Here is a 25337-nt window from a genome sequence, read left to right on the forward strand (position 1 = left end):
AGGGGTGCATTCAATATCTGCGTCTAGAAACTGCCGTCCGGTGCGGGCAACAATTCTGTCTGAAATCAGATCCTGGACAGAGTCGTTCTTCTATTGCCGGCAACAAAGCGCAATGCGGGACAGAAAGATTGGTTGGAATGATGGATTGGCTCCGGAGGGCGGCGGTCTCTTGTCGCCGTCGTCAGCGCATTGGATTCATCGGCCATGACGAGTGGTGAATCTAGGCTGGCTGGTTTTCTGTCTTGATTGCTTATCACCCCTTTTTCTCCCACAACTGACGGAACGTGCCTTGCTTCGTCAAGCTCCCTTTGGATATAAGCCACACAAGGTCGACCTTGGGAGGAATGTAACGTGCGAAAAGTTGAGACGGCGCTCAAGCTGCTTTCGATGACTTCAGGCAACGGTCCCGACTTTGCCGGACATTGGAAAAACGAGCTTGGTTCGAAGATGTTTCTTGCCGTTGTGGGGAACAAAGTGTCCGGTTCATATACGACCGCGAAAAGCGGGAGCGGGAAGTCCTTGACCGGAGACGTGGCCGGATTTGTAAATGGCGATCTAATCTCGTTTGTCGTCGCCTGGCCGGTAGCAGCGATAACTGCTTGGGTAGGGCAACTGACTACCGCTGCAGATGGTTCAGACGTTCTCGACACTCTTTGGCAGATGACGCAAAACGTTGCCGATGCCGAGGAACCCGACGATATGTGGGCTTCAATCAACGCAGGTGCGGATCAATTCGTTCGGGAATAGCCGCTGCCAGGTTTCGGCTGTTGCTCTCGCTCGAAGGTTCGGCGATGGTGGACCTGTGATCTGACGAAGGCTAGAATAGCCGGTCTTACCTGTCCTGGATGTATAAGTTCGTCAGACCATTTGGCGCACCGATTTTGACCGCAGCTTGCCAATTGCGAGGATTTCCGCAACTTGGCAACAAGGACGGCGTCTGGCTGACCTTGTTCCTCGACCACCTGGCCCGATCCGGATCTAGCCGCCGAATTGGCAGCGGTGCCCTGGGCGCGCCTGGGTATCAGGACGGTGATTTCAGCGGAGAATCGTATGACGAGGCTGCTGCATCAGACGACCGAGGGGCTGAGCGAAGTGGCCGTGCCTGACTTCACCTTGGCGCAAGTGCGTGAACATCTCCGCCGGTCCGGCCGCGATCCTAAGTTCCTCCCTGACGACGTGCTGCTGTCGCTTACACGTCCCACATTGGCGGCGATCTATTGCCGAATTCCCGGAAGCGAGCGCTGGGCCGGCTGTCAGCGAATATGAGCTAATCGATCGGATATTGGCGAAGGGCGACGATAGACCGCACCCAGGCGCGTTCCATGCCAGCGACGGATATGCTTTGCTCCGTCTCGCTGGCACGCTACTTGATGGGAGTGCGATCTATCCGTGGACGGCCAGCGTTGCTGCCAGACTGGCCGTTGCAGACGCGACTCGCGATCGGCTCATCACCGCCGGCGTGCTGCGTCCCGCGCAGAGTCGGCCGCCTACCTGTTGTTGGAGCTCATGCCGAAAGGGCAGCGGACGTCCTGCTGGGCGACCACGCCGCAGCGCCGGTTCCCGTTCGCCATCAAATTAGGCGCTTGCTGTGCCGTGCCGCACCACGGCGACGCTTGGTCGAGACGATCACTCGCATGAGCGAGTGCACAGACAGTTCGGACCGTCTGATGGTCGCCGAACTTGCGGGATGGATGCCGATCGAGGAGTCTGTGGAGTTTCTCGAAGGCTTGGTCGACGGCGAGTCAGAAGCGGTTGAAAAGGCGGCTCTGGTCGCGTTGCGACAGCAACAGGCCGACGCCGAGACCGCAGAGCTCATCGCCGCTTTGCCGGACCAACCGCAACCGCGGCAGTGGGCTTGGCTACATGCCCTAATTCGGCGTGGCGACCCCGCTCACCTCGCAGACCCCAAGCCATCCGCGTTCGATCCATGCTTTGCTTGACCATCTTGGGGAATATTTCCGGGAGGAAGCGAATTCGCTGCTCAAGAAATGATCGAAGGAACTGGCGGACGGGCCGAAAGGCTCGAGAAAAACTCCCACCGGTAGATCGCACGCATGCACGGCCCCGATACATACCAGGCGAGGTGGGGACTGGCGAAGGACTATCCCGTGGTCGCCCTGAACTATTCGCCGCCTGATAAGCGCTGCAAAATCGTTAGGTTTGGGAAGGAAGGCTGCTCCGGCCAAGAAAACCTACCTCAACGCGTAAAGCGAAAGCCTGATCTCAATTTTGCGAAGCGCTCGCTGGGACCGGCCGCAACGCGGTCAGGATCAAGAACCTAGCGTGCGACCAAACGACACCAAGCGCTACCCGTTGTCCAGCGTGGAAGATGATTGCCTTCGTGGTTTCTCCGACGCGCCAGCGCCCAGTAAACCTTCCTTTCTGGCCTTGGCAAATGCCCGGTCACCTTCCAGAAATCCGACCAGCATAAAGGGGATCAGTTCAGCCACGGTTTCGGACTCGCCATAGGTCTGACGGTAAAGTGCGGCATAGTCATTAAGTGCTTGGCTCAAGTCGGCGCCAACGGTGATGGTGATCTTCGAAGGTGTCCGGTCCGGAAGTTTTCCGAGTTTCAAATTAGCCATCAAGTCCTCCTGTTCACCCCGTATATGGCCGCAACACGAGGTCCTTGTGCACGACGACGCGCAACGGCCAACCAGGGCGGACAGTGATCGTGGGTTGGACGTTCAGGTTCTTTTCCGTGATCCGTTGGCCGGCTTGACTGACGTTCTGCTGGGCGGATTCACGAATTGCCTTGACCAAGTCGCTTTCATTTTCCCCAAAGCTCAACTCGGTACCAACCCCCAGCAATGTGGCCACCGCGACGCCCTTGATCAGCTGCCAAGTATGGAAATCCACTTTGTCCTCGAGCCCGGCATAGCCGGCCGCGTCGGTCACGGGCAGATTGTCGATTTCGGTAGAGGAGCCGTCCGGCATCACGATGCGTTGCCACACCAACAGAGCGCGCCTTTGCCCAAAGGCTACAACGCTGTCGTAGGTGCCGATCAGCCGTGAGCCCTGCGGGATGAGCAGGATGCTGCCGGTGACGCTGTCGTGCACATTCTGGGTGATCTGGGCGACGACAAGGCCGGGCAGATCGGAATTGATGCCGGTGATCAGGCTTGCAGCGATCACGCTACCGGCCATGATCTGATAGGGCGAAGCCGGCGTCTGCAGTGCATGCGGGTTGTAGATCCCGCCGGTGTTCCGTTGATCGATGAAATCGAGCTTGCGCTGTTGATTGTTCTGGTCGCCCTCGGCCGGCGCGACGGAAGCTCGCTGGCCTTCGGTATCTGGCTGCGGAGACGCCGTCTCGAAAGGCGAACGTCCGCCCTGCCCATTGCCAAAAGCTTCCGTCTGCTGGGGCCGGTTTTCGATGCGGAAGAGGACTTGCGACTCGCGCGCCTCAATCGCTTGTTGTGCAAGCCGCTGCGCCTCGGCGGAAACGTCTTGCCCAGGTGCGATGCCAAGCTGGCGCTGGTGCTCGAGAATAGGACGGCCGAGATCCCCGGGCAGCGGCGGTCCAAGCACCGGAGCCTTCGGCTTGCTCCCGGAATAGTCCTTGGGCAGCGATTCAAGTCCCTCGGCGGTCGGGTTGCGGTCGGTGCTGTAAAGCTCTTCAGCCTGCTGCTTCAGGCGCAGTGCCGGCCCCTGCAGCGCCATCATCGTCACGCCAAAGATGGTGGCGGAGCCAACAGCTGCGATCGCGACGATTATGCCGCGCTTGAAGCGCACGGCCCGGCGCGGTGAGGCCCGCAGCTGCAGCTGTTCGGGATCGAGTTTGGGCGGAACATTGGGGCGGGACGTGTCGGTCATGAGCCTCCCCTCACCTGCCAAAACGCGAAAAGAGCGATATCCGCCGCGGCAGTTGCCGTCCGTCGGTCCTGGTGATGCGCACCACCTGCTGCTGCTTGGCGCCGAGACGGAGTTCAGCCGCGGCAAAGAGGCGCTCGACGATGTAGTAGTTGCCGTGCATCCGATAGTTGACGAGCTGGTTGTCCCCGTCAGCACCGACGATGAAGAGCGGTGGCGCCTCGCCCTGATCAATGCGCTTCGGGAACTCTATGTAGACCTTGCTGCCATCATCGAAGGCGCGCGTCGGTCTCCACGGCGGCGTGTCGCCGGTGATCGAATAGCGGAAGCGGATGTTTTCGAGTGCTACGTTCGAGGCCGCGGGCATTTCAGCCTCTGCCTGAGCGTTGCGCCGCCGAAGCGCCACGAGTTGGTCTTCGCTGTAAATCCAGGAGAGCGCCGCCATGGCAGTTTTCTCAGTGCTTTGAAGCTGCAGGTGATAGGATCGCCTGTCCGTCGTGATGACCAGATTGGTGGCAAGCCCCGGCGCGAATGGCTTCACCAGCACATGAGTGCGCTGGTCATCGCCTGAGCCACTAACGGTATCACCGATCACCCAACGGACCGTATCGCCGGCTGAGACCGAGGTCAGCTTCTCGCCCCGCTGCAATGAGATATCGGTGACGCGCTCCGGCGCGGCGTAGAGCTGGTAGAGCGCGCCGTCGGCAAAGGGGTAAACCTGCACCGCATTGACATAGCCAAACTTGGTGGGTTGTTGCGTCGCCGCCTTGTTGGCATCGGCGACCTGTTCTTCCGGCGAGCGCTTATCTGGGGCGGGCTTGCCGGGTGCGGGCATCAACTGACCAGGCAACGGTAACGGTTTCGGCACTTCCACGACCTTGACCGGCTTCTCCGGCGCCTTCTCGATCGCGGCTGGTTTGAAGTCCTCGTGGTCATAGGAAATCTGAGGCGGCGGCACTGGCTTCGAGGCACAGGCCGAAAGAACCGCAGCAGACGCCGACAGGATCAAGGCAGCACGAAGCAATGGGGCTCTATTTGTCATTGGCGGGCTCCTTAGGGGAAACGGGGGTTGGCGCGGCGCTGTCGAGCTCGCGCGACCAGTCGATGGCGTTGATGAAGACGCCGAGCGGGTTCTTGCGCAGCTGCTCGGTTGTCCTAGGCGGGCGGATGAGGATGGTGAGGATCCCGATCCAGCGCGTCGTGCTGGCGAGGCTGCCGCGCTCGAACACCTGCTCGGTCCATTTGACCTGGAACGAGCTGTCGGAAGCCCTGACCACGCTGGTCACCTGCACTGACACGCTGCGCGTGCCGATTTGGCCGAAAGGGTCGTTCGCCTTGGCATATTCGTTGAGGAAGAGCGCCGCTCGGTCGGTGGCAAAGTCGTAGGCCGACAGCCAATTCTGCCGCACCAGAACCGCATCGGTGGAAATCGGACGGACATTCTGGATGAAGCGGCTGAGATGCCAGGCGATCTGGGCATCGTCGGGCTGGTAGTTTTGGACTGCCGGCGCGACCGCGTGCGCCTCGCCAAAGCGGTCGACCTCGACGACATAAGGCACGACGCGGCCCTGCATCGACTGCCACAGAAGCCCACCGGAAAGCCCCGTCGTCAGAGCCAGGCAGCCAAAGGCCATGAAGCGCCAGTTCTTGGCCTGGACGCGCGCCGTGCCGATGCGCTCATCCCAGAGTTGGCTGGCCTTCTGGTAGGGTGTTACGGGTTCGGGCGTCTTTCCATAACGCTGAACGGGTCGCTTGAAGAGCATCTAGTCTTCCTTGTCATTGAGGGAGGGATTGGCGCCGCTTCCGCCCCGATCTCCATCGCGCACCGCCTGCGTGGCAGCATTGCGATGGGCGCGTGCGGTCTGTTCGGAACGCAGACGCCTTGCCCAGACCGGCGCGGGGTCAGAGGCTGCAGCGGGCGAGGTTCCTGTCTTTGACGCGGTCGGCATGCCGCCGGTCGCGGTCCAGCCGGCATCGCGACCGGCGTCGGCACTACGGCGGAATGGTTCTGCTGCGGATCGCATTCCCCGCATCGCGGCGCCGCTAGCGGCACTCGCAACCCCATGCAGCCCAGCAGCTACCCCGGACAGCCCGGACTCGGGCGATGTCGCGCGCCCCGTTTGCCAAGCGACGGTGGCAGCGGACCCCATGGCCGCGCCGGCACGGACTGCGGCGAGGCCGCCGCCTGTTGCCATGCGCGCGCCGGCAAACGCAGCGCCTCCGGCAACGAGCGTTGATCCAGCTGCGGCCGCCGTTGTTCCAAGTGCCGCGCCGGCGCCAAGCTGCGGCGCGCCGGAAACAAGACCCGAGGCAATCCCGGGGCCGAAAATGCCGAGCCCAAGCAGCGCCAGCGCACCCAGCACCTGAGACATGGCCGCCGCCAGGTCCGGCTCCTGGCCCTGCAGGGTGGAAGCGAACTCGCCAAAGAGCGTGGAGCCGATGCCGACGATGACGGCAAGCACCATCACCTTAATGCCCGACGAAATCACATTGCCGAGCACGCGCTCGGCCAGAAACGCCGAACGGTTCCAGAGCGCGAAGGGCACCAGGACGAAGCCGGCCAGCGTGGTGAGCTTGAACTCGAGGATGGTGATGAAGAGCTGGATGGAAAGAATGAAGAAGGCGATGAGGACCAGGAACCAGGCCAGAAGCAGCACGAAGATGGTGAGCGCGTTACCGAAGATCTCGGGGAAGCCTACTAGCTGGCTCGCTTGATTGAGGAGCGGCCAGGCGCCCTCGAAGCCGGCCGCGGCAATGCGGCCTGGCCGCAGGAGACTGTCGGCGGACAGGTTGCCGGCCGATGCGTTGATGCCGAGACCGGCAAAGGAGCGGTAAATTATGTCGGCGAGGTTCTTGAAATTGTTCAGGACGAAGGCGAAGGCGCCGACATAGAGCACTTTGCGAACAAGCCGGCCGAGAATGTTGGGCTCGCCGCCGAACGCCCAGACCAAGCCCGCGAGCGTGATGTCAATGCCGATCAGAATGGTGGTGAGAAAGGCGACGTCGCCCGAAAGCAGACCGAACCCACTGTCAATGTAGCGGGTAAAGGTCTCCATGAAGCGATCGATGACTCCGAGGTCGTTCATGTCGCCGCCTTCCTCGTTGTCTTGAAGAACTGCCGCTCAGTTGCCGGGATAAGCCGTGCCGGTGCCCAGGAAACGCTTCGTCGTCTCGCGAGCGGCTTCCTCAGACTGCGCCTTGCGCGCCGCATCCTCGGCTTCGGCCCGGAACTGGGTCGCAAGCAGCGTCTGGATCTGCATCTGCTGCTTGGTCGAAAGCGCGATCAGCTGATTGGTAGCCTGGCTTGCCTCGAGGGCACCTGCCGCGCCCTGACTGCGATTGACGAGATCGGTAAGCAGGTCGCCATCGGCCTGCACGTTCTCGACGATCTGCGACTGCGCGCTCATGGTCTGGCGGAACGCCTGCATGGCGCTCTGCCAGCGCTCGCGCGCGGCGCTCGCCACATCGCTGACCTTGATGGTGGCGTCGTAGCTTTCCGGATATTGCTGGCGCCACTGGTCCTGCAGCTTGTCGAGATCGAAGCTCAGGCCGCTCGCCTGGGTCATCAGACCGTCAATCCGTTGGAGCGAGCCGGTAAGCTGGCCCACGGAAGAGAAATCCAGGCGCTGAAGGTTGCGCGCCATGTTCTGCAGCATGGTCGCCTGGTTCTGAAGCGACTGGATTTGGTTGTTGATCTGCTCCAATGCGCGTGCTGCCGACAGCACATTCTGCGTATAGTTGGACGGGTCAAACACGATGAGCGCATAGGCCGGCTGGACGTAGTCAGCGATCGGTTTGGCAATCAGGGAAACGGTGACCAGGCTAGTAAAAAGGCGGCGTCCGATCATGACGATTGCTCCTTGTTAGGTTGAGGAAATTGCTGGAGAAGCTCGGCAGCCCAATCCAGGCCGCGCGCACTGAAGAAACGGGCGGCAAAGCTGCCCTGCCCTTCTTCGGAAAGAATATTGTCGATCAGGGTCTGCGCGGCCGGGTCGGAGGCGCCGCAAAGCGCAAGAGCGATCGGGCCTAGCCCGAGCTCGAAGAGGCGATTGCCGCGGCGCGACTGCAGATAGTAGTGGCGCTTCGGCGTGGCGCGGGCGACCAATTCGATCTGTCGCTCATTAAGACCGAAGCGCTCATAGGCTGCCCGTGCCTGCGGCTCCACCGCACGATCATTGGGGAGAAAAATGCGCTGCGGGCAGCTCTCGATGATTGCGGGTGCGATAGAAGAGCCGGCGATGTCGGCAAGCGACCGCGTCGCGAAGATGACGGAGACGTTTTTCTTACGCAGCACCTTAAGCCATTCGCGGATGCGGGCGGCAAAGAGCGGGTTGTCGAGATAGACCCAGGCCTCGTCGAGCATGAGCAGCGTCGGCCGCCCGTCAAACCGGTCCTCAAGACGATGGAACAGATAGGTGAGCACAGGCAGCACAGCGCCTTGGCTGTGCATCAGCTCCTGGGTTTCGAAACACTGCACATCCGAGATGGCCAGCCGGTCGTCATCGGCATCGAGCAGGCGGCCGAATGGTCCGTCGAGCGTGTAGGGCATCAATGCCGATTTGAGCGCATTGGACTGAAGCAGGACCGACAGGCCAGTCAGCGTGCGTTCCTGCGCCGGCGCGGTGGCGAGGCTGGTGAGCGCCGACCAGATTGCCTCCTTCACCTCCGGGGTGACGGTGACATTCTCGTGGGCAATGAGGCCGGCGATCCATTCGGCCGCCCAGCTCTGTGTGGCCGGGTCGTCGATGTGGCGCAGCGGCTGGAAACCAAGCGCACCATTCGCACCCAACGCATGGTGGTCGCCGCCCATGGCAAGCGCGGCGGCGCGGGCCGAATTGCCTTTGTCGAAGACATAGATTTGCGCGCCAGCGTAGCGCCGGAACTGCAAAGCGATCAGGGCAAGCAGAACCGACTTGCCGGCACCGGTCGGCCCGACAATCAGCATGTGGCCGACATCGCCGATATGGGTCGAAAGCCGAAACGGCGTCGAGCCGCTGGTTTCGGCGAAAAGAAGCGGCGGAGCGTAATCGCCGGTGACCTCGGCAAGGTGCTCGTTCTCCGCTGGACCTGCCCACACGGACGACAGCGGCACGAGATGGGCAAGGTTAAGCGTGTGAACGAGCGGCTGGCGAACGTTGGCGTAGACATGACCCGGCAATGAACCAAGCCACGCTTCGACGGCATTGATGCTTTCGCGAATGGTGGTGAAGCCGAGCCCGTTGACGATCCGCTCGACGGCGCGAAGCTTTTCCGCGGCGGCTTTACGGTTCTGATCCCACACCGTCACCGTTGTGGTGAGATAGCCGAAGCCGACATGATCGCCGCCCAATGCCTGCAGTGCTGCATCGGCATCGAGCGCCTTGTTGTCGGCGTCGCTGTCGACGAGAGGCACCGGTTCGTTGGTCACCACCTCGCGCAGAATAGCCGCGATCGATTTGCGCTTGGCAAACCACTGCCGCCGGAGCCGAGTCAGCGTCTTCGTGGCTTCCGCCTTGTCGAGTGGAATGAAGCGCGTCACCCAGCGATAGGCGAAATCCTGGTTATTGAGCGCATCAAGGATTCCTGGCCGGGTGACGTTCGGAAAGCCGAGAACTGTGAGCGTGCGCAGATGCTGCTCGCCCAGCATCGGCTCTAGGCCGCCGGTCAGCGGCGCGTCAACCAGGACGCCGTCGAGATACATTGGCGTTTCCGGCACGGCAACCGGATGACGGCGTGTCGAGATCGTGCCGTGCAGGTACGTCAGGGTCTCGGCATCGTCGAGCGCGCGCACCTCGGGCACGAAGCCCGAAAGAAGATCGAGAACGCGGTCAGTCTCGTCTCGGAACCGGGCAAGCTCCTGGCGCCAGTCTCTTTCCCCTCCCAAGTCATGCGAGTCGACGAGAGCACTTTCCGCGCGCGCTTGGCCATCGGGCCCAGGCATGAAGACCAAGGTCAGATGATAGATGCTCTCGAAATGCGCGACCTTGCCCTCGAAGGCCGCGCGCCGTTCCTCATCGATCAGCCATGAGGCAGCATCGGGAAGGGCCGAGCTCGCATAGCCCAGCGCTTCGATGCGCTCGGCCTCGAAGAATAATGCCCAGCCAGAGCCGAGCCTTCTCAGCGCATTGTTTGCCCGCGCGCATATGCCGATGAGTTCGGCCTCCGTCGCGCTTTCAAGGTCGGGGCCACGAAACCGCAATGTCCGTTGGAAGCTGCCATCCTTATTGAGCACGATGCCGGGCGCGACGAGTGCTGCCCAGGGCAGATGGTCGGCAAGCCGGTCGGCTTTGCCGCGGTATTCGGAAAGCTTCAGCATGCAAGCCAGCCCTTTTGACGAAGATGACGGACAAGCACGCTGGCAAAATCCGGATCACGCCGTGCGGCAAAGACCGCGAGCGTGTGGCCGGCGATCCAGAGGATCAGACCGGCAATCCACTGCTGCAGGCCTAGGCCGATGGCCGCGGCCACCGTGCCATTGAGGATCGCCACCGCCCGCGGCGCGCCGCCGAGCAGGATCGGCTCGGTGAGCGCCCGATGGACCAGAACCTCGAAGCCTTCGATATGCTGCTCTCCGGTGCTCATCAGACGACTGCCCCGCCGCCAAAGGAGAAGAAGGAAAGAAAGAAGCTCGAGGCCGCGAAGGCGATCGACAGGCCGAAGACGATCTGGATCAGCCGGCGGAAACCGCCCGCCGTGTCGCCGAAGGCAAGGGTCAGACCGGTGGTGATGATGATGATCACCGCGAGGATCTTGGCGACCGGCCCCTGCACCGATTCCAGAATCTGCTGCAGCGGCTGTTCCCACGGCATGCCGGAGCCGGCAGCGTGGGCCTGGGCCGTGAGAAGAAGCGCGACGGCGGCGAACGAAAGAAAGCGAAGCTTATTGCGCATGAGGTGACCTTTCAGAGCTGCTGGAGTTGCGGAAGTGTGAGCGGGGTGACGGCGTAGTCGCCGCTGCCGTCGAGACCCGTGACCTCGGCGATCGCGTCAACGCGGCGCGCGGGTCCTCTTCCGGCAATAAAGATGACCAAGTCGACGGCATCGGCGATCAGCCGGCGGGGAACGGTGACAACGGCTTCCTGGGCGAGCTGCTCAATACGATAGAGTGCGGAGCGTGCCGAATTGGCGTGAACCGTGGCAATGCCGCCGGGATGTCCGGTGTTCCATGCCTTCAGCATATCGAGCGCTTCCGCGCCTCTGACTTCGCCGACGATGATGCGGTCGGGCCTCAGCCGTAAGGTCGAGCGTACGAGATCGGCGAGTGTGATGGAGCCCCGCCTCGTCCTCATGGCAACGCAGTCCTTGGCCGCGCATTGCAGCTCGCGCGTGTCCTCAATCAGGATCACCCGCTCATCGCATTCGGCGACTTCTGCCAGTAGAGCATTGGTAAGTGTCGTTTTGCCCGACGATGTGCCGCCGGCGACCAGGATGTTGCGCCGCTCGCGCACTGCCTTCCTCAGGGCATCAGCCTGCAGCGGGAGCATGACGCGATCGGCGACGTAGTTGGCCAGCGTGTAGAGTTTTGCCGCCGGTTTGCGGATGGCGAAGCATGGCGCCAGCACGACCGGCGGTAGCAGACCCTCGAAGCGCTCGCCTGATGGCAATTCGGCACTGACAATCGGACTATCTGCATGCGCCTCGGCGCGTACATGGGAGGCGACGAGCCGGATGATGCGTTCCGCCTCGGAAGGATGCATATGCACGCCTGTATCGACCCGGCCTTCTCCCAACCGGTCGAGCCTCAGCGCGCCGTCGGGGTTGACCATCACCTCGATGACGGTCGGATCGGCAAGGGCCTCGGTGATCGCGGCGCCCATGGCTGTGCGCAGCATGGCTCGGCGGCGGTGGTCCGCTGCGGGATGAGAGTTCATCCTTCGCCTCCGTTGCCATTGCCGTAACCAAGCGAGCGCTTCCCGGAGGCTATCTGGCGACCGACCTGCTCGACGAATTTGTCAAAGCGCTCTTGGGCGATCGCCTGTGTCGCCCGATCCGGAATTGGCGTGTGCGCATGAAGCGTGATTGAAAAGCGGATTAAGAGCGCCAGGCTCTCTAGAGTTATTTCGGCGTCGCGCCTGACATGGTCGAGATCGCGGGAAAGACGGTCCAGCCGCTTGCCGTAGCGCTGGTCGAGCTCGTTTTCACCACGCCGTTCGATGAAGGCCTCGACCGCTTTCGCGACGATTGCCGATTTCGTGGTCGACGGGTTGCGGCTGAGGGTTTCCAGCTTCTCGCTCAATTCGGGTTCGAGCAGAAACTGGTGGCGAATGCGATGGGGCTTCATACGTCTCGTTCCGACTGGCCGGCGCTGATGCGCCGGTGCGAACGAACATCGCCGAGATCCGCAAAATCGCTTATGGGCGTTATCTACGCCGAGATACGCCTCAGTTGCGGAAAGCGTTCAGAAGCCGGGGATGATGTCCTTGTCGTCGCCGCTTCCCTCGTTGAGGCCGTAGGCGCTCGCCGCGGTAGAAACCCGGTCCATGACGCGCTTGTCTGCGAGTGCCTCGGCGTCATCGTCCGACAGATTGAAGAGGTCATCCTGATCAGGCTCCCGAGAGACGACGACGTGGTCTTCAGGCAGGCCGGGATGACGCTGCTGTTGCACGCCGCTCCCTTCTTCGATTGCCGCGCCGGCGTGTTCGTCATCGGCAGCGAGACGGCGGTCAACACTGCGGACTTGTCCGCTCCAATCGTCGGGGCGCGACGCAGGACAGTCCGCGTACAGACCGTCGCGCAACACCGGCGCCGGCAGCACCCGTTCGGTGAAATTCGGATCCTGGTAATAGCGCAACTTCTGGGCGCGGATCGGCGGCAACCCGGAAACAAGGATTAATTCGTCAGCTTGCGGCAACTGCATCACTTCGCCAGGCGTCAGCAGCGGGCGAGCGGTCTCCTGGCGACTGACCATGACGTGCGAAAGCCAGGGCGCCAGCCGGTGGCCGGCGTAGTTGCGCATGGACCTGAGTTCCGTCGCCGTACCGAGCGCATCCGATATGCGTTTGGCCGTGCGCTCGTCGTTGGAGGAAAAGGCAATGCGCACATGGCAATTGTCGAGAATGGCGTTGTTCTCGCCATAGGCTTTGGAGATCTGGTTCAAGGATTGCGCGATCAGATAGGCGCGGATGCCGTAACCCGCCATGAAGGCGAGCGCGGTCTCGAAGAAGTCGAGGCGACCAAGAGCCGGAAATTCGTCCAGCATCATGAGCAGTTGGTACTTGCGGCTTTTCTTCGGGTCACCTTCCAGCCGCTCCGTCAGTCGCCTGCCGATCTGATTGAGCACCAGTCGCACCAGTGGCTTGGTGCGCGAAATATCCGATGGCGGCACCACTAGATAGAGCGACATCGGTCGTTCCGCATCCATGAGGTCGGCAATGCGCCAGTCGCAGGCCGATGTTGCCGAGGCAACCGTCGGATCACGATAGAGCCCGAGAAACGACATTGCGGTCGAGAGAACGCCAGAACGCTCGTTCTCTGACTTGTTCAGCACCTCGCGAGCCGCCGAGGCCACGACGGGATGGACCCGAGGTGTGTCCGCCGTGCCGAGGTGGTTGGTGGTCATCATCCGCAGCAGTGTCGCGGCAAACGAGCGTTGCGGATCCGACAGGAAAGTGGCGACGCGCGCGAGCGTCTTTTCTTCTTCCGCGTAGAGCACGTGCAAGATGGCCCCGACCAAGAGTGAATGACTAGTCTTCTCCCAATGATTCCGCCGCTCCAGCGCGCCTTCCGGATCGACGAGAATGTCCGCGATGTTCTGAACGTCGCGGACCTCATCTGAACCCCTGCGCACTTCCAGCAGCGGGTTATAGCGCGCCGATCTCGAGTCGGTCGGATTGAACAGGAGGCAGAAAGAGAACTTCGACCGCCAGCCGGAAGTCAGCTGCCAGTTCTCGCCTTTGATGTCGTGAATGACGGCCGAGCCGGTCCAGGAAAGAAGCGTTGGAACGACCAATCCCACGCCCTTGCCCGAACGTGTCGGCGCAAAGGCCATGACATGTTCCGGCCCGTCATGTCGCAGATAGTGATCCTTCAGTTTGCCAAGGAAAACGCCGGCCGGCTCAAACAGGCCTGCCTTCTCGATTTCCCGAGCCGCGGCCCATCGTGAGGAACCGTAGGTGGTGACCAACCCCCTCTGCCGCGCGCGCCAGAGGGAGCCAGCTATTGCGGCCGCACACCCCAAGAATCCGCTGGCTCCGGCAAGCATGCCGGCCTTGTCGAAGACCTCAGGCGCATAGGCGTCGAAGTGAAACCACCATTCGAACAGTTTCCACGGCTTGTAGATCGGCCGGGCCGCCGCGGCAAACCATGGCGCGCCAAGCTGCGGCTGATAGTCCAGCATGTGGGCGCACCATTGCGTTGCCGCCCATACGCCAACGATGACGATGGCGAACACAACTACGATCTGGCCGACAAGGAGCTTCGTCGGTTTCACGGGCACAGCCTCCACTGTTTGGTAGTAGATGGAAGCAGCATGACGTGACGTTTCAGAATATCGAAGATACCCAATATACGCGCCCGTGCGATGCAGTGAACGTTGCAGGCTTGGAAGACTGGGGCGCCAAGAAGTGTCATGGGGAGGGCGACGAGCGAATGACTTGTATGGGGGCCGGTTGCGGACGGTCTGGTAATAGGAGACGTCGGCGGAAAGCTGCCATTCCTGTCCTGCCAAGGCAAAGTTTGCCTGGTTAGCTTCCGCCCCCATTTCGGTCGTTTGATCTACTCCTAAAACGTCCTCGAAGCAGACTGGTGGAGTTAGGCCTTGATCCTCTGGTGGCACGTCGCAGTCGAGACAATCAGGATAATCTCATTGGCAAAGGTTAGTCGGGATCTTCCTCTTGGCCGTGAACGGGCTCGGGAGCCGGAGCGCTGAAAGTCACCCCGTCTACGCGATGCACGCGAAAGCTCTCGGGAATAGGCACGATCCGCGTCCTAGGCGGAGGTTCCGGCGAGAGCCAATCCGACCATAGGCCAGAGTCGCTCGATGGTGGCGTCTCACTCGCCGGTTCGGCTAAAGGCCCAACCACAGAGGCTGATCCCAGGAGCGCTATGTTCCGCCCACCGGGATGTTGCGCAGATCCATAGATTATCGCATCTATTGTGCGCTTCCTACGAGCGAACTCGAATTCGCGATTCGAAAGGTACTCTGCAACAGCCTGCGTTGGTACGTAGTCCAAGTGGACATCCTCGGGGAGGATCGGACGAGCAATCTCGTTCATGAAGCTTGTCATAAACAACCATTGCGCAGCTCGTTTCCGGGCCTTGGTTGCGAATGGGTCATACGCCTTCGGCCTAGTACCAAACAACGTGGTGTCTAACACGCAGATGGGCTCCGTGATGCGGAATTCGGCGACGGCCACAAACTCACCGACACTAGGTCTAAGCTCTGCGATGCAGGTGTCGGAATCATATGCACCATAGAAGGCCGAAATACCCGACGGGTTCAGGCGGCCTGGCTTTCGCAGTCGCTCTGGCGGTGGCCCCAGTTTCCCAGCGAGATCGGCCTGAATCTCTTGGCGCTTGGCAGGCTCATTGGCAACCCTCGCGCGTACGAAGTTGGCCCCTTGCCCTCCAGGGTCTATCATGTAGACAGGCCCTGAACGGTTGATGTCTCGCTGCTGGTGCACATCCTCAAAAATGCGCCGTAGAAGATCCTCCGCCTCCGCATTGAAGAACCGGCGCTGGTGCATCAGACTGGTCTTAAATGCCGACCAAAGCTGGTTGTGCTCGCTTAGCCCCGTCTGCTCTCTCGAGTACCGATAGTCATTATCGTAGAATGCTTCTTCACCGTCGGGCGGCCAATAATTGTCTGCGTCAATGAGTTCAGCGATTAACCCATCAATAGCCCTTGTGTCGTCCGCACCCGTTAAGTCGAGTAGCGTATCTTCAAGGTCAGCTCCCGCAGTCTCGACATATCTATCGTAATAGGCGTCATACGGCCCGCCCACGAAATTCTCTCTAAACACCGGGTCAACAATGGCGGCAACTGCCGTGATCGGAATTCCCTTTTTCGTAGAGTGGAAATCGCAAGAGACCCCGTTAGGAAAAGATCGTCTCTCTTCTTGGATCCGCCTCTTCAATCCGCTTGCGAAAAAGCAATCAGGGCAAACGTTCAAATTCTTCTCCGGAGTCGACAACAAACATTCTGGTCACAGATCCCGCGAGCCCAACGATCGGTGATCACCGAACCGTCTAAGAGTGTCACTTTTTGCTCGAACCGAGTTGCAGAATGTCTAATTTGGCTGACTGCAGCTTACAAGCCGCCATTCCGCTTCGACCTAAACCAACCAACGGGAATCCACTGGACCTCCAGATGAGAAGGATTATCCCGGCAGATAGGGGCCGAGACCGGAACGGCGACTTTCGAAAGGCGAAAACGAGTAACCAGCCATTCCGGTGGTTCAGCCTCCAACGGGCCGGCAATGATCTTCATTCGGTGTTATGTTGCCGCCGTCACTGCTGCCGACGCGGTGGCTGGAATCGGCTCCTCCCATTCCCCGCGTATCCACAACGAGTGAAGTTCAAAATCGGCAGTTTCAGCATTCTGCTCCGGATCTCCGTATACAGCTGTCTCGACATAGGGGATGCCTACGTCAAAGCCGTCGCTAGAGCCCTTTCCAAACTTATGATCATAACACGCGAGCAACACGCCAATCGAAAGCAGCTTTGATGAGAGAGGCGACACAAACAGCTTACAGCCACCCATAGGTTTGAGGGCTTTTTTGTATCGTTCCATGGCCGTGAATATTTGGCGGTATGCCTCGAACGGATTGTATTCGCTTGCAAGCAAGATGTTTGCCGGCTCCACCTTGAAGTCGTCGAACAGAGTGTCACGGTGCTCACCGACCACCTCGTCCCCTCGCCGTGGCTTTCTCGTAGGAAAAGGGATAACCGGGCAAATCTCATCCGGGTTCACATGGTCTTGTATGAGATGCAGTCGGTCACGCTGACCCTCACCCAAAACAGGAAACCACACCCGCGGCCAATTCTGAGTAGTCTGCTCTTCAAGATGTCCGGAGAAGCCAAGAACGAAGGTTACGCTGTCCCTGAGACTGCCTTTCGCCGCGCCGAGATCCGCAGAAACACTCTCGGATGTGGTCACGTGAAGATTTACGCTTGGGCCGTTTGCTTCGGCCAGCTTATCAAGTTTGAAGAGAAGGACGCTTACAGCGGTAAGTGCCACCATGCGCGGCATAGCGCTGATGTCGACAATGACATCGTCAAAGTCGTGACAATCTCCCGCTCTGTCCAATGAAGCTTTGGTATTTCGTGGAGTTACAGCAGCGCCTACGGGGCCTCCAATCTCGATCGGCACAGCAACGATCTTTTCCGCGGGAACGAGTTTCAAGAGTCCTTCGTGGTTGGTCGCCGTGAGTTCCGATCGCTTCGGGCTGTCGCCCAATCCGTTGTCGAACACCAACTGCCAGACCGATATATCGGCGTCCAGGGCATGCAAGCGTCGAGCAGTTTCAAGAGTTCTGATATCGAAACCGCGACCAATCACGAGAAGGACCTTACGCTTCTTGGCCGACAAGCGCCGTCGCCAGAACGTGGTGAAATCGGAGTCGAGTGTGAGGGAGTAGGGATCCCATCGCATTGCCGGGCTAGGACTAGACAAGAGTTGCCTCCTCGGCCACCGCGATTGCCTTCGCTCCTGCTTCTTGCCAGTGAAGCAAGCTCTTCAGTGTTTGATGTCTCCAGCCGCCGTAACCAAGTGGCAGGCCAAAATGTACGCAGAGAAGTCGGTTCAGATAGAACACGACATATTCCCGACCATTATTTCTATGGTCGAGACGTGGCATCAGCAGGTTATGCGACACGAGAGACGTCATGACGTCTCGAAGTCGAATAAAATGCGAGATTTCAGCGTCCTCGCTGTCAATTATCAGTTTTCGATCGTCCATGGTGATCGCAATTCCGGTCACACCGGGTGCGTAGGGGGCGCTGCTTCTGAAAGTCTGTTGGCGACAGTATTCGCCGATTGCTTCGAGCAGGCGGCGCGCCTCGACACCACGCGGAAGGCGGCGCGGAAGCCCATCCCACCGATCCTTCGCAACGCCCCGGATCAGTGCGTCCTGTCGCGCTGCCGTGAGTGGCACCGGCTGATCTCGGTGAAACCGGATTTTCGCAGAGATTTCTTCAAACAATGCGCCTGCCACCTCCAGATACTGGTCCACATTGGAGGATGATACGGCGCTCAAAGACTCACGGCCGAAATAGATTGGCGCTCCCACATCTGATCGCAGAAAGTGTTCTGCTGCTCGGTCCGTGCCGCTGCCTGATCGTGCTCCGAACTCATCCAATGTCAATGAATCGAAATCGAAGCTTGTCTGCGTTCGTCTCGTATCTCTTATGACCAGAATTTTGAGCAACTGCCATTTGAAGGCGCGTTCGAGAAGGTTGCCGCTTAGCCCGCGAGCATTGGCAAGCCAATTCGAATAACGAGGGCCAACGCCGGCCATCTTAACAACTTCGGCCTCGATTTCCGCCATACGGCCAGTGAGAGCGGTCTCCAAGCTCGGTATGTCGTCGGTTTCACCAATGAGCGGAAACAGTTCGCGCCCTTCGAAACCATCAGCCTTGGCCGCCCGAAGATTGGCGATCGTTTCCACAAATTTGGTATAGGACTTGGTTCTTGTTCCAGACCAACGTTCTTCCAGTTGAACGACGTTCTCGTAATCTCGTTTGCGGAGCGCGCCCTCGGAAAGCAGATCCTTATGCGTAAGAGCCTCTAGCCTTTCAGCGATCCATACTCCGCACTGCTCCCGCGCATTGGTTATGAATTCAATCAGGCTTGCACGCTGTGGAGAAGCCAGCGTCTGGAGTTCGTCCATGAGAAGGACGCGCTTGACCTCCATATCACCCTGCGCGTCGCTTATGCGAACATGCGCAAACCACTTGAGCCCGTCCAAGCGCGCGTGCCCACCTTTTATCGACGCAGGCGAACCCAGATCGTCCATTCGATCATAGAAATCTCGTTCGATGCGCGAGGCCCAGGTAAAAAGCTCCTTTCCTGTAGCGCGGCCCGGAATAGTCGCGTCTGATTCCGGCTCCCATTCAAAGCTGAATTGGTCAAGATCGTCGGGAAATTGACGTTCCGCTCGTTCCAGCACCGACCTGAGTGTCGCGACCACAATTCGTGAATTCAATAGCTCTCGAAAGAGTATGTTGCCGCGGTCAAAGGCACTCAGTTCCTTGTACTCACTGGTGAAGACGACCATCGCACCAAGCAATTGCGGTCCGTCGCGACCGATGGCGCCAACCTCTCTCAGCGCGTCGCGCGTCGCCTTCACCTGCTGATGCTGATCTGCGAGGTTGTCAGTGAGCTTCAGCGGACGCGGCGTAAGAATACGCAGAAACGTAGTCTTTCCGCCACCAGGTGCACTTCGAAGAAAGACGAGACCGTTCCAAGGGTCATCGAAGGACTTGATAACCTCCAAAGCACCCACGCCGAAAAGACGAACAAACTCATCGTCACTCGTCGAGCGCTGGGATGCGCGCATTCGGAATGGATTTCTCACCTACTGTAGCTTTCTGTGGCGGCTAACTCTCGGAAATAGGCCCCGAACCGATTGGTCGTCCTCTGCCCAGAGCAGATAGATCGAGTTGTTGGGAGTGTTGTGAGCTAGCACGAGCGGTAGCCTGCAATTGGCGAAACCGTAGCGCTTGCTTGTACCGCCTACTTTAGAATGCTCATCGTCGGCATCGTCGTCAAAATATCGATCATCTGCGACGAGCCCCAGGATTGGGCTGTCGCTTGCATCACCGAGCGGCGTCGTTTCGCCCAGTTTGTGAACCACCTCGAACTCGATTGTGCCCTTTCCGAAGGTCAACTTGGGCAAACGGCTTTCAATGTGCTCGATTGCCTGATCGCCGGCGACATAGAGAATGATGATTATCTTGACGCCGGAATTCGCTATCGCGTCTCCAAGGTTTCCTGCTTTCATTAAGCCGCTAACGATCTTTGCTATCTTCCCGGTCCAACCACCTTGCCCATCCTCTCGAATGAAACTCGTACCGCTGCCAGTGAAATCATCGAGCAGTACGATGTACCGGAACCGGGCCTCATGATCATGGGGTTCTCGACCCAAGATCTTCGTTAGGTGCTTCCGAAGGTCTTGGACCATGCCCTCGCTTTTCGGATCCGAAACGTCATAGGCATGAAAGACTTGCTCATTGGACATCTCTTGCGGATTCGCGCGACGAAACCAGTCTGTTCGCGCACCGTCGCTCAGGCCTAGGACCAGTGTCTGGCGAAGTCGAGTTCGATACACCACCGTGTCGACGATTGCCTTCACTTTATGTGGATCGACCCCAAGTTCGGTCGCAGTGTCAGCGATTAGGATTGGGCGAATGATCGTCGGGAAGGTAAGCTCCACCAGATGATTCATTTCATCTGTGGATATGAAAAGCAGCCTCTTTCGCACGAAGTTGTAAGCCGCGCGACGCTCTTCACCCCCGGTGAACTGCCCAAGCCAGAGCGCCAGACTCTCGATGAACCGTTTGCCTGGCGAGAACTGCTGATATTCGTCGTATTTGTAACTGGCAAAGCTTTCGAGATAAGCGCGTTCCGCTGCCTTTTCCTCGTCAGACCATTCCATGATTTTTGCCAGCAGGCTTTCCGCCAAATCCTTCCTCATCAGAACTCCCCATGACACCTCTACCCGACCGCAGCGATATACCGCAGGGAGGAGTGCGTTCGTCCAGCGAAATCAACCTGTCCTTACCTTAATTCACGGGATTCACTTGCGGGTGATTTCGCCAACCGCACCTATGACTTTTGCAAGCCGCTCCGCACCGACCGGTGTATTGTCCCAAGCACGCCGAATTGAGCGCTCCAGCTTTGCCCAGTTCGGATCGAATGCGCGCCGACTGCGTTTCCATGTCGTTCCTTCACCCTGCGTATTTTGCAGCCCGAGGGTCGTGCAAATTCGCACGACGCTTGCTCCGAACGTAATGAATTGCCCCCGACAAATACGCGAAACTTGGCTAGCGTCGACATCAGCAATATCGGCCAGTTCCGCGTAGGAAAGGCCTGCTTCCAAGCGCTTTTCATTTATATGGCGGACCAACTCCGCCCTTTCAATTTGCTTCGGCTTCATGTAAATTTGCATGCACTAAACGATGCGAATTTACAATGGAGTTTTTCGTGACGGATGTTGGCCAGGAAATCCGGTTCTATCGTGCCAGCGAGAAGCCTTACGGGGCCTTCAGCAATCTATTCCGGCGCGAGATTGAATTCGAAGGCGAGCGCTTTGCGACGAGCGAGCACGCCTATCAGGCCGGCAAGGCGCGTAAGCCGGAAGTGAAAGCATGGCTTATGGCGGCACCGTCTCCCGCCCTTCTGGCGATGGCGGCGCACGGGCTATATTACTGGGATGTCAGCCCAGGCTGGTCACGGACAAAGTTTGACAGGATGAGGTGCGTGCTCCGAGCCAAGTTCACTCAGCATGAAGATCTTCGCGAATTGCTGGTATCGACGGGCTCAGCTCGACTAATTGAAACTGCGACCGTCGACAATGAGGTGAATCGGCTCTGGGGAGAAGTGAATGGTCAGGGTCGCAATATGCTTGGAGAGCTACTGATGGAACTCCGTGCAAAGCTTCAGAACGACGGCGTCTCGAAGGCGGCGTAAGAAGAGCCAATGCAAATCTGAAACTGCCGACATCGGGTTTACCCCCGCAAGACAGACCGCGCGTATTCTGCACCACGCTCGCGGAAGATACCGCGAGCACCGAGATAGGCGCAGTTCTCGGCAGCCAGCCGTTGTCCGGCTTCGATTCCGACAACGAATTCGTCAATTGATATCTTCCGGGTCGCGCGTTCGCGGCGGGTCAGCAGCCAATCAATCACGCCAACGCTTACCATATCGCCAGAACCACAGGTGTCGCGCAATTCGGGTGCCGGGTAGGATTTGCACCACGCCTTCTCAGCTCCCCGTCGTACCTCCAGACCAGCTTCTCCGTGCGTCACGATTAGGAAAAGGGCGTCGTGGGGGGCGACCTGCCCCGCCAGTGTTGCCAGACGCTCTGCTGAGAACTTCAGAACGGACGCTGCAGCGACTGCGCGTCTGAAAAGCTCTTTATCGCCAATCGTAGATGGCTCGAAATAAACGATGGACCCTGCGTCGGCCGCAGCTTCCATCGCATCGACGATCGCTCCGGATAATCGATCCGTATAGAAGACATTGCAATTCTTGATCGCCGGCAGAGCCCGGCTCACATCGTCCCAGTCTATCGGCTGATATCGCGGAAGATCGATGGAAGTTTCTGGACACCTAAATTCGAATGTATGTACCCCAGGCCCATGCAGACGCTGAGCAAGGATCGGCGAGCGGATGTGTTCTGTTTGTCGGATGTATCGCGTCTCGGCTCCCGCGTGCCGGAATGCGACCACAAGACGGATGCCAACCTCGTCTTCACCGAGGCTCAACACCGGCGCCACATTCCGCTGAAGCATGGCGAGCGAAATCAACACATTCCCGCAAGAGCCACCAAGATCCTCGGACGACACCGCCAACGAGTCCGCGTAGATGCGGTCGAGAACGGTAAATCCTGTGCCGACCACGTCGACTGCACTCATCGGACTCTCCCGGTCACAAGCTGGCTCACTCTGTTTTTTCTCGGTCACCATTTCAAGAGTGCTGATCGAGCTTCAGAGCAGAAAGATCAATTATCATTTCGCATCCCTTCGCACGAGCGGCCTGCAAAATGCGCAGGAGAGCATCCGGACCGCGCAACTTTGATCCAAACAGCGTCCAAGCGCCGCCTGAAGCGCCGCAAACACTGCCAACGCTTAGACAATGCGGTCCAGATAATAGCTCCCGATCATTTCCCAATGGCGAGCCACTATCTCCGATGCCGAGAACGGCCTTGCTCGCATCGCCGGATCGACGGGCGAGCTCCTCTACAACGCGCAGCTTTGACGTAGATGCCAAGACGATATCGACGCTATGGTGAGATCTCAGCACCTTCACGCTGCCTTCGACTATCTGAGGGCAAGCAGCCAGGCTCTCCGCAAAACGCTCGATGTCGATGACATCGGCATAGTCAATCGATACCTGAATTGGACGAGCCTTGATCTCGACTCCGTCGCGAAGCAGGCCTGAGCCCGTTAGCCACCGGGTAACCTCGGCAATGTTCGGATTTCGTTGCGGGGGGTCCTCGGCTATGTCGACGTCGAGCGTTCGAATGTGGGCGCCGTTATAATAACCCATGAGGACATTTCTATATATCCGCTTCGGAAGGGCGTCTCGCAATTTTTCGCCAGCGGAGCCGCCGCGTCCTGTCGCAAAGCCCACCTGGATGCCGTCATCAACCAGCCTGACCAGTTCGTGCATAATCGCTTTGGGAGGAGGACCGAGCCGGGCTTCACGCGGATCGTTCGGTACGACCGTCCCATCATAATCGAGCGCGAGACCGACAAAGCTCGCGCCTGCCAAACTAAGCAGCCTCTCTCGCCCAACGGAACAAAGTGATGCTGATCGCTCATCAATAGGATCAAAGTGCATCCGCGCGGACGCCTTGTGTCGAACCGATGAAGTCAAATCTCGCGAAAGCGTGTCGAGCGCGGGATTGTCATATATCGCCTCGGCAAACGGGCCTCTCCCCGGGCGTCCCGGATCGATACTCGTAGCGTTTCCGAGGTGCTGAACGAAGGATAGACCCCACAAAATGCTGACCGCATTGGCCAATCGGCCACCGTGATCGAACTCAGCATGTTGAATCCGGGTCTGGGAAGGAAGCGCTGCACGGATGGGCTTCCAAACATCGCCACTTTCCGTGGTTGTCAAAGCCAGCACGTACATGGTCTCTGGATGCTTCGCCGCCCAAACATGACGACCGTGAGCGAAGTTTCTGAAATCAGTCCTCTGTACTGGCGCTATTCCGGTCTCCCAAAGAGAAGTTTCAATCAACGTTGCAGCTGCTGCGTTTTGCGGATCGTGCAGAACGAACAGAGTATCCCCAACCTGGAAACCGAAGTCTGGGCTTTGAGGTGCACTTAGCACCTCTTCCGCGCGCTTTCGGAGTTCTTCGGCCAATCTCCCGCGTTGCGGCTGTTCAGTGGTGAGATCTGACGCCATCAACAAGGCGGTCACCATCGAAATCATTGAATGCGTCGCCAGAAACCCATCCTTGGGATCAGCAACTGGCGTAACAATCACTTTGGCGCGAAGACTATCTGAGGCCACAATGGTTGTCGCGCCTTCCGACTGAACTGTCATCAACTGGATCGATTTGCAGCTGGATGCATTTGCGACACGGAAGGCTGCCGCGATGTCAGGATTGTTCGCTCCGGCGCTGAACAACCAGATATCGCATCCATCCCAATTTTCCATAGATAGGACGAACTGCATGGGTGTCATCACCATCGTCGGACCCAATTGCAATGTTGTCCGGCAGCGCGAGAAGAATTCTGCCGTAACTACGGATCCCCCCGAGGCAATAGCGACGGCGAGCCGTCCTTTCCCTTGTGAGAGAGCGAAAGCAATGTCGCCAACTCCGTGCGCGCTCGCCAACTCGATTGTCTCAGGCAACCGGCGCAATTTTTCGGAGAAGATAGTCATTCTGCTCGCCTAACTTCAAACGGACTCGGAGCAAGCGGACGCTGTAGTTCACGAGAACGGATCGTTCGCGAACGCGGCGGGGCAAGCAATCTCACCAGCCCGTGCCTAAGAAACATCGCATATTCAGAGCCCGGCCGCACGCTATTTTCTGCCAACGTATGATGGCACCCATCTTCCAGATAAAGCGCATTAAAACACCAGCTTCCTCACACCACTGCACCAGTTTGTTCCTGTTATGTTCGGTTTGGCGGTGATTCTCAAGCCTCTCTCGTCATGGCTGTCATATTGCCGAGAAGGGATCAGCGCACCCTGTGACATTATGAGTGCAAAGGCGACGGTGAACAAAATATGAGAGGCCGGAGAAGCTAGTACCGCGCTTGGACGCCAACGCCAGTCGAGCATTGAATTCGCACGTCCGCTTAGAAGCTGCAGAAAAAACTCGATCTACGTCCGAGATTAGGCGCTTTGCGGTCCGTCAGGAATGTCGCGCACGCCCTGCGCCTGGCACCACTCGAGGAACTGGCCGACATCCCTGCTGTAAGCGCGGCGGGTGTTCGGATTGCGGATATGCGCGGTGAAGAATTACAGAAACCGCCAGCGGGCGCGCTCGCCGGCGGCGTCGACCACGGGAACTGATGGAGCAGAAAACCCGACGACCTGGTTCATGGCTTACCCCACGCGTCAAATCGTCGAAGCAGGAGGGCGGCGGTCAAGAGCACGACGTGTAGCCGAAATGTGCTGTCGTCGGGTTCCGAAAGCCCCGGATGCGACCCCGCCGGAGCCAGCCTCGGTAGTGTGCTGAGAGTTCTGCAAATTCGCTGAGAGGGGGCGGTCATGGCAGGCTGGTGATGTTCAACGTCACCGATTCCCTGGAAGGAACGCCACCATGACCAAGACAGAAGGTAAATCGACCAGCGCTGCCGTCAAAGACATTTTGCTTTCGAACCCGGATGGATTGCACGAAGTGCTCCGTGCGGTGATGCAGG

The 25337-nt window shown here is 59.1% G+C and carries 23 protein-coding genes; 4 read left to right on the forward strand and 19 right to left on the reverse strand.

Annotated features, from left to right (window positions below; translation table 11 throughout):
• Positions 1 to 351: 351 nt before the first annotated feature.
• From X728_RS158775 to X728_RS158765, 3 genes are all read left to right on the forward strand, one after another.
• Positions 352 to 747, forward strand: a complete 396-nt coding sequence (locus tag X728_RS158775; protein ID WP_023692446.1) for an avidin/streptavidin family protein — start codon at positions 352 to 354, stop codon at positions 745 to 747.
• A 303-nt stretch (positions 748 to 1050) separates the two neighbouring features.
• On the forward strand, positions 1051 to 1266 hold the full coding sequence (locus tag X728_RS158770; RefSeq protein WP_023692447.1) for a hypothetical protein: 216 nt from the start codon (positions 1051 to 1053) through the stop codon (positions 1264 to 1266).
• Between the two features lie 401 nt (positions 1267 to 1667).
• Positions 1668 to 1940 (forward strand): hypothetical protein, encoded by a 273-nt coding sequence (locus X728_RS158765; RefSeq protein ID WP_155923938.1) that lies wholly within the window; start codon positions 1668 to 1670, stop codon positions 1938 to 1940.
• 366 nt (positions 1941 to 2306) lie between these two features.
• On the opposite strand, the gene X728_RS158760 is transcribed toward X728_RS158765, so the two are convergent.
• From X728_RS158760 to X728_RS158680, 17 genes are all read right to left on the reverse strand, one after another.
• Positions 2307 to 2585 (reverse strand): DUF2274 domain-containing protein, encoded by a 279-nt coding sequence (locus X728_RS158760; protein WP_023692449.1) that lies wholly within the window; start codon positions 2583 to 2585, stop codon positions 2307 to 2309.
• A 13-nt stretch (positions 2586 to 2598) separates the two neighbouring features.
• Positions 2599 to 3816 (reverse strand): TrbI/VirB10 family protein, encoded by a 1218-nt coding sequence (locus tag X728_RS158755; RefSeq protein WP_023830999.1) that lies wholly within the window; start codon positions 3814 to 3816, stop codon positions 2599 to 2601.
• A gap of 10 nt (positions 3817 to 3826) precedes the next feature.
• Positions 3827 to 4855 carry a P-type conjugative transfer protein TrbG gene (gene trbG, locus X728_RS158750; protein WP_023724107.1) on the reverse strand — a complete coding sequence of 343 codons (1029 nt, stop codon included), beginning with the start codon at positions 4853 to 4855 and terminating at the stop codon, positions 3827 to 3829.
• Positions 4845 to 5576, reverse strand: coding sequence for a conjugal transfer protein TrbF (gene trbF / locus X728_RS158745; RefSeq protein WP_023831000.1), 732 nt, complete (start codon positions 5574 to 5576; stop codon positions 4845 to 4847). Before trbF ends, trbG begins: the two co-directional genes overlap by 11 nt.
• Positions 5577 to 6899, reverse strand: coding sequence for a P-type conjugative transfer protein TrbL (trbL, locus tag X728_RS158740; RefSeq protein WP_023831001.1), 1323 nt, complete (start codon positions 6897 to 6899; stop codon positions 5577 to 5579).
• Between the two features lie 36 nt (positions 6900 to 6935).
• A complete protein-coding gene (trbJ, locus tag X728_RS158735) occupies positions 6936 to 7661 on the reverse strand; it encodes a P-type conjugative transfer protein TrbJ (RefSeq protein ID WP_023831002.1) in 726 nt (241 codons plus the stop codon).
• On the reverse strand, positions 7658 to 10108 hold the full coding sequence (gene trbE, locus X728_RS158730) for a conjugal transfer protein TrbE (protein ID WP_023831003.1): 2451 nt from the start codon (positions 10106 to 10108) through the stop codon (positions 7658 to 7660). The genes trbJ and trbE overlap by 4 nt, the downstream gene beginning before the upstream one ends.
• Complete coding sequence (locus X728_RS158725) at positions 10102 to 10374, reverse strand: VirB3 family type IV secretion system protein (protein ID WP_023689361.1); 273 nt, start codon at positions 10372 to 10374, stop codon at positions 10102 to 10104. The genes trbE and X728_RS158725 overlap by 7 nt, the downstream gene beginning before the upstream one ends.
• Positions 10374 to 10682 carry a TrbC/VirB2 family protein gene (locus X728_RS158720; RefSeq protein WP_023818709.1) on the reverse strand — a complete coding sequence of 103 codons (309 nt, stop codon included), beginning with the start codon at positions 10680 to 10682 and terminating at the stop codon, positions 10374 to 10376. Before X728_RS158720 ends, X728_RS158725 begins: the two co-directional genes overlap by 1 nt.
• Before the next feature lie 11 nt (positions 10683 to 10693).
• Positions 10694 to 11662, reverse strand: coding sequence for a P-type conjugative transfer ATPase TrbB (gene trbB / locus X728_RS158715; protein WP_023831004.1), 969 nt, complete (start codon positions 11660 to 11662; stop codon positions 10694 to 10696).
• Positions 11659 to 12072 carry a CopG family transcriptional regulator gene (locus X728_RS158710; protein ID WP_023708017.1) on the reverse strand — a complete coding sequence of 138 codons (414 nt, stop codon included), beginning with the start codon at positions 12070 to 12072 and terminating at the stop codon, positions 11659 to 11661. Before X728_RS158710 ends, trbB begins: the two co-directional genes overlap by 4 nt.
• Before the next feature lie 117 nt (positions 12073 to 12189).
• Positions 12190 to 14220: a conjugal transfer protein TraG gene (locus X728_RS158705; RefSeq protein WP_023831005.1), complete on the reverse strand. Its 2031-nt coding sequence runs from the start codon at positions 14218 to 14220 to the stop codon at positions 12190 to 12192.
• A 385-nt stretch (positions 14221 to 14605) separates the two neighbouring features.
• Positions 14606 to 15865, reverse strand: a complete 1260-nt coding sequence (locus X728_RS158700; RefSeq protein ID WP_023831006.1) for an RES domain-containing protein — start codon at positions 15863 to 15865, stop codon at positions 14606 to 14608.
• A 359-nt stretch (positions 15866 to 16224) separates the two neighbouring features.
• Positions 16225 to 17319: a hypothetical protein gene (locus tag X728_RS158695; RefSeq protein WP_031195071.1), complete on the reverse strand. Its 1095-nt coding sequence runs from the start codon at positions 17317 to 17319 to the stop codon at positions 16225 to 16227.
• Between the two features lie 76 nt (positions 17320 to 17395).
• Positions 17396 to 19288 (reverse strand): hypothetical protein, encoded by a 1893-nt coding sequence (locus tag X728_RS158690; protein ID WP_023831008.1) that lies wholly within the window; start codon positions 19286 to 19288, stop codon positions 17396 to 17398.
• Positions 19289 to 19306: 18 nt separating this feature from the next.
• Positions 19307 to 20425 carry a hypothetical protein gene (locus X728_RS158685; RefSeq protein ID WP_023831009.1) on the reverse strand — a complete coding sequence of 373 codons (1119 nt, stop codon included), beginning with the start codon at positions 20423 to 20425 and terminating at the stop codon, positions 19307 to 19309.
• Positions 20426 to 20527: 102 nt separating this feature from the next.
• Complete coding sequence (locus X728_RS158680) at positions 20528 to 20887, reverse strand: helix-turn-helix transcriptional regulator (RefSeq protein ID WP_196815059.1); 360 nt, start codon at positions 20885 to 20887, stop codon at positions 20528 to 20530.
• A gap of 35 nt (positions 20888 to 20922) precedes the next feature.
• On the opposite strand from X728_RS158680, the gene X728_RS158675 reads away from it, so the two are divergent.
• A complete protein-coding gene (locus tag X728_RS158675) occupies positions 20923 to 21420 on the forward strand; it encodes an NADAR family protein (protein WP_032897321.1) in 498 nt (165 codons plus the stop codon).
• A 38-nt stretch (positions 21421 to 21458) separates the two neighbouring features.
• Here the strand turns inward: X728_RS158675 and X728_RS158670 are convergent, their stop codons facing one another.
• Both X728_RS158670 and X728_RS158665 read right to left on the reverse strand, forming a co-directional pair.
• Complete coding sequence (locus tag X728_RS158670) at positions 21459 to 22367, reverse strand: carbohydrate kinase (RefSeq protein ID WP_196815060.1); 909 nt, start codon at positions 22365 to 22367, stop codon at positions 21459 to 21461.
• 52 nt (positions 22368 to 22419) lie between these two features.
• The gene (locus X728_RS158665) at positions 22420 to 24351 is read right to left on the reverse strand and encodes a hypothetical protein (protein WP_023831013.1); all 1932 of its coding nucleotides are present in this window, start codon (positions 24349 to 24351) and stop codon (positions 22420 to 22422) included.
• Between the last annotated feature and the right edge of the window lie 986 nt (positions 24352 to 25337).

The sequence above is a fragment of the Mesorhizobium sp. L103C119B0 genome, from assembly GCF_000502235.1.
Taxonomy (GTDB): Bacteria; Pseudomonadota; Alphaproteobacteria; order Rhizobiales; family Rhizobiaceae; genus Mesorhizobium.

Excerpts from the sequence above, each read along its gene's own strand:
- trbF (WP_023831000.1), bottom strand. The coding sequence starts at position 5,576 with ATGCTCTTCAAGCGACCCGTTCAGCGTTATGGAAAGACGCCCGAACCC.
- X728_RS158760 (WP_023692449.1), bottom strand. The coding sequence starts at position 2,585 with ATGGCTAATTTGAAACTCGGAAAACTTCCGGACCGGACACCTTCGAAG.
- X728_RS158665 (WP_023831013.1), bottom strand. The coding sequence starts at position 24,351 with ATGACTATCTTCTCCGAAAAATTGCGCCGGTTGCCTGAGACAATCGAG.
- X728_RS158770 (WP_023692447.1), top strand. The coding sequence starts at position 1,051 with ATGACGAGGCTGCTGCATCAGACGACCGAGGGGCTGAGCGAAGTGGCC.
- X728_RS158685 (WP_023831009.1), bottom strand. The coding sequence starts at position 20,425 with ATGAGGAAGGATTTGGCGGAAAGCCTGCTGGCAAAAATCATGGAATGG.
- X728_RS158725 (WP_023689361.1), bottom strand. The coding sequence starts at position 10,374 with ATGAGCACCGGAGAGCAGCATATCGAAGGCTTCGAGGTTCTGGTCCAT.
- X728_RS158755 (WP_023830999.1), bottom strand. The coding sequence starts at position 3,816 with ATGACCGACACGTCCCGCCCCAATGTTCCGCCCAAACTCGATCCCGAA.
- X728_RS158720 (WP_023818709.1), bottom strand. The coding sequence starts at position 10,682 with ATGCGCAATAAGCTTCGCTTTCTTTCGTTCGCCGCCGTCGCGCTTCTT.
- X728_RS158670 (WP_196815060.1), bottom strand. The coding sequence starts at position 22,367 with ATGAGTGCAGTCGACGTGGTCGGCACAGGATTTACCGTTCTCGACCGC.
- trbG (WP_023724107.1), bottom strand. The coding sequence starts at position 4,855 with ATGACAAATAGAGCCCCATTGCTTCGTGCTGCCTTGATCCTGTCGGCG.
- trbB (WP_023831004.1), bottom strand. The coding sequence starts at position 11,662 with ATGAACTCTCATCCCGCAGCGGACCACCGCCGCCGAGCCATGCTGCGC.
- X728_RS158690 (WP_023831008.1), bottom strand. The coding sequence starts at position 19,288 with ATGCGCGCATCCCAGCGCTCGACGAGTGACGATGAGTTTGTTCGTCTT.
- trbL (WP_023831001.1), bottom strand. The coding sequence starts at position 6,899 with ATGAACGACCTCGGAGTCATCGATCGCTTCATGGAGACCTTTACCCGC.
- X728_RS158765 (WP_155923938.1), top strand. The coding sequence starts at position 1,668 with ATGGTCGCCGAACTTGCGGGATGGATGCCGATCGAGGAGTCTGTGGAG.
- X728_RS158675 (WP_032897321.1), top strand. The coding sequence starts at position 20,923 with ATGGAGTTTTTCGTGACGGATGTTGGCCAGGAAATCCGGTTCTATCGT.
- X728_RS158710 (WP_023708017.1), bottom strand. The coding sequence starts at position 12,072 with ATGAAGCCCCATCGCATTCGCCACCAGTTTCTGCTCGAACCCGAATTG.
- trbE (WP_023831003.1), bottom strand. The coding sequence starts at position 10,108 with ATGCTGAAGCTTTCCGAATACCGCGGCAAAGCCGACCGGCTTGCCGAC.
- trbJ (WP_023831002.1), bottom strand. The coding sequence starts at position 7,661 with ATGATCGGACGCCGCCTTTTTACTAGCCTGGTCACCGTTTCCCTGATT.
- X728_RS158680 (WP_196815059.1), bottom strand. The coding sequence starts at position 20,887 with ATGAAGCCGAAGCAAATTGAAAGGGCGGAGTTGGTCCGCCATATAAAT.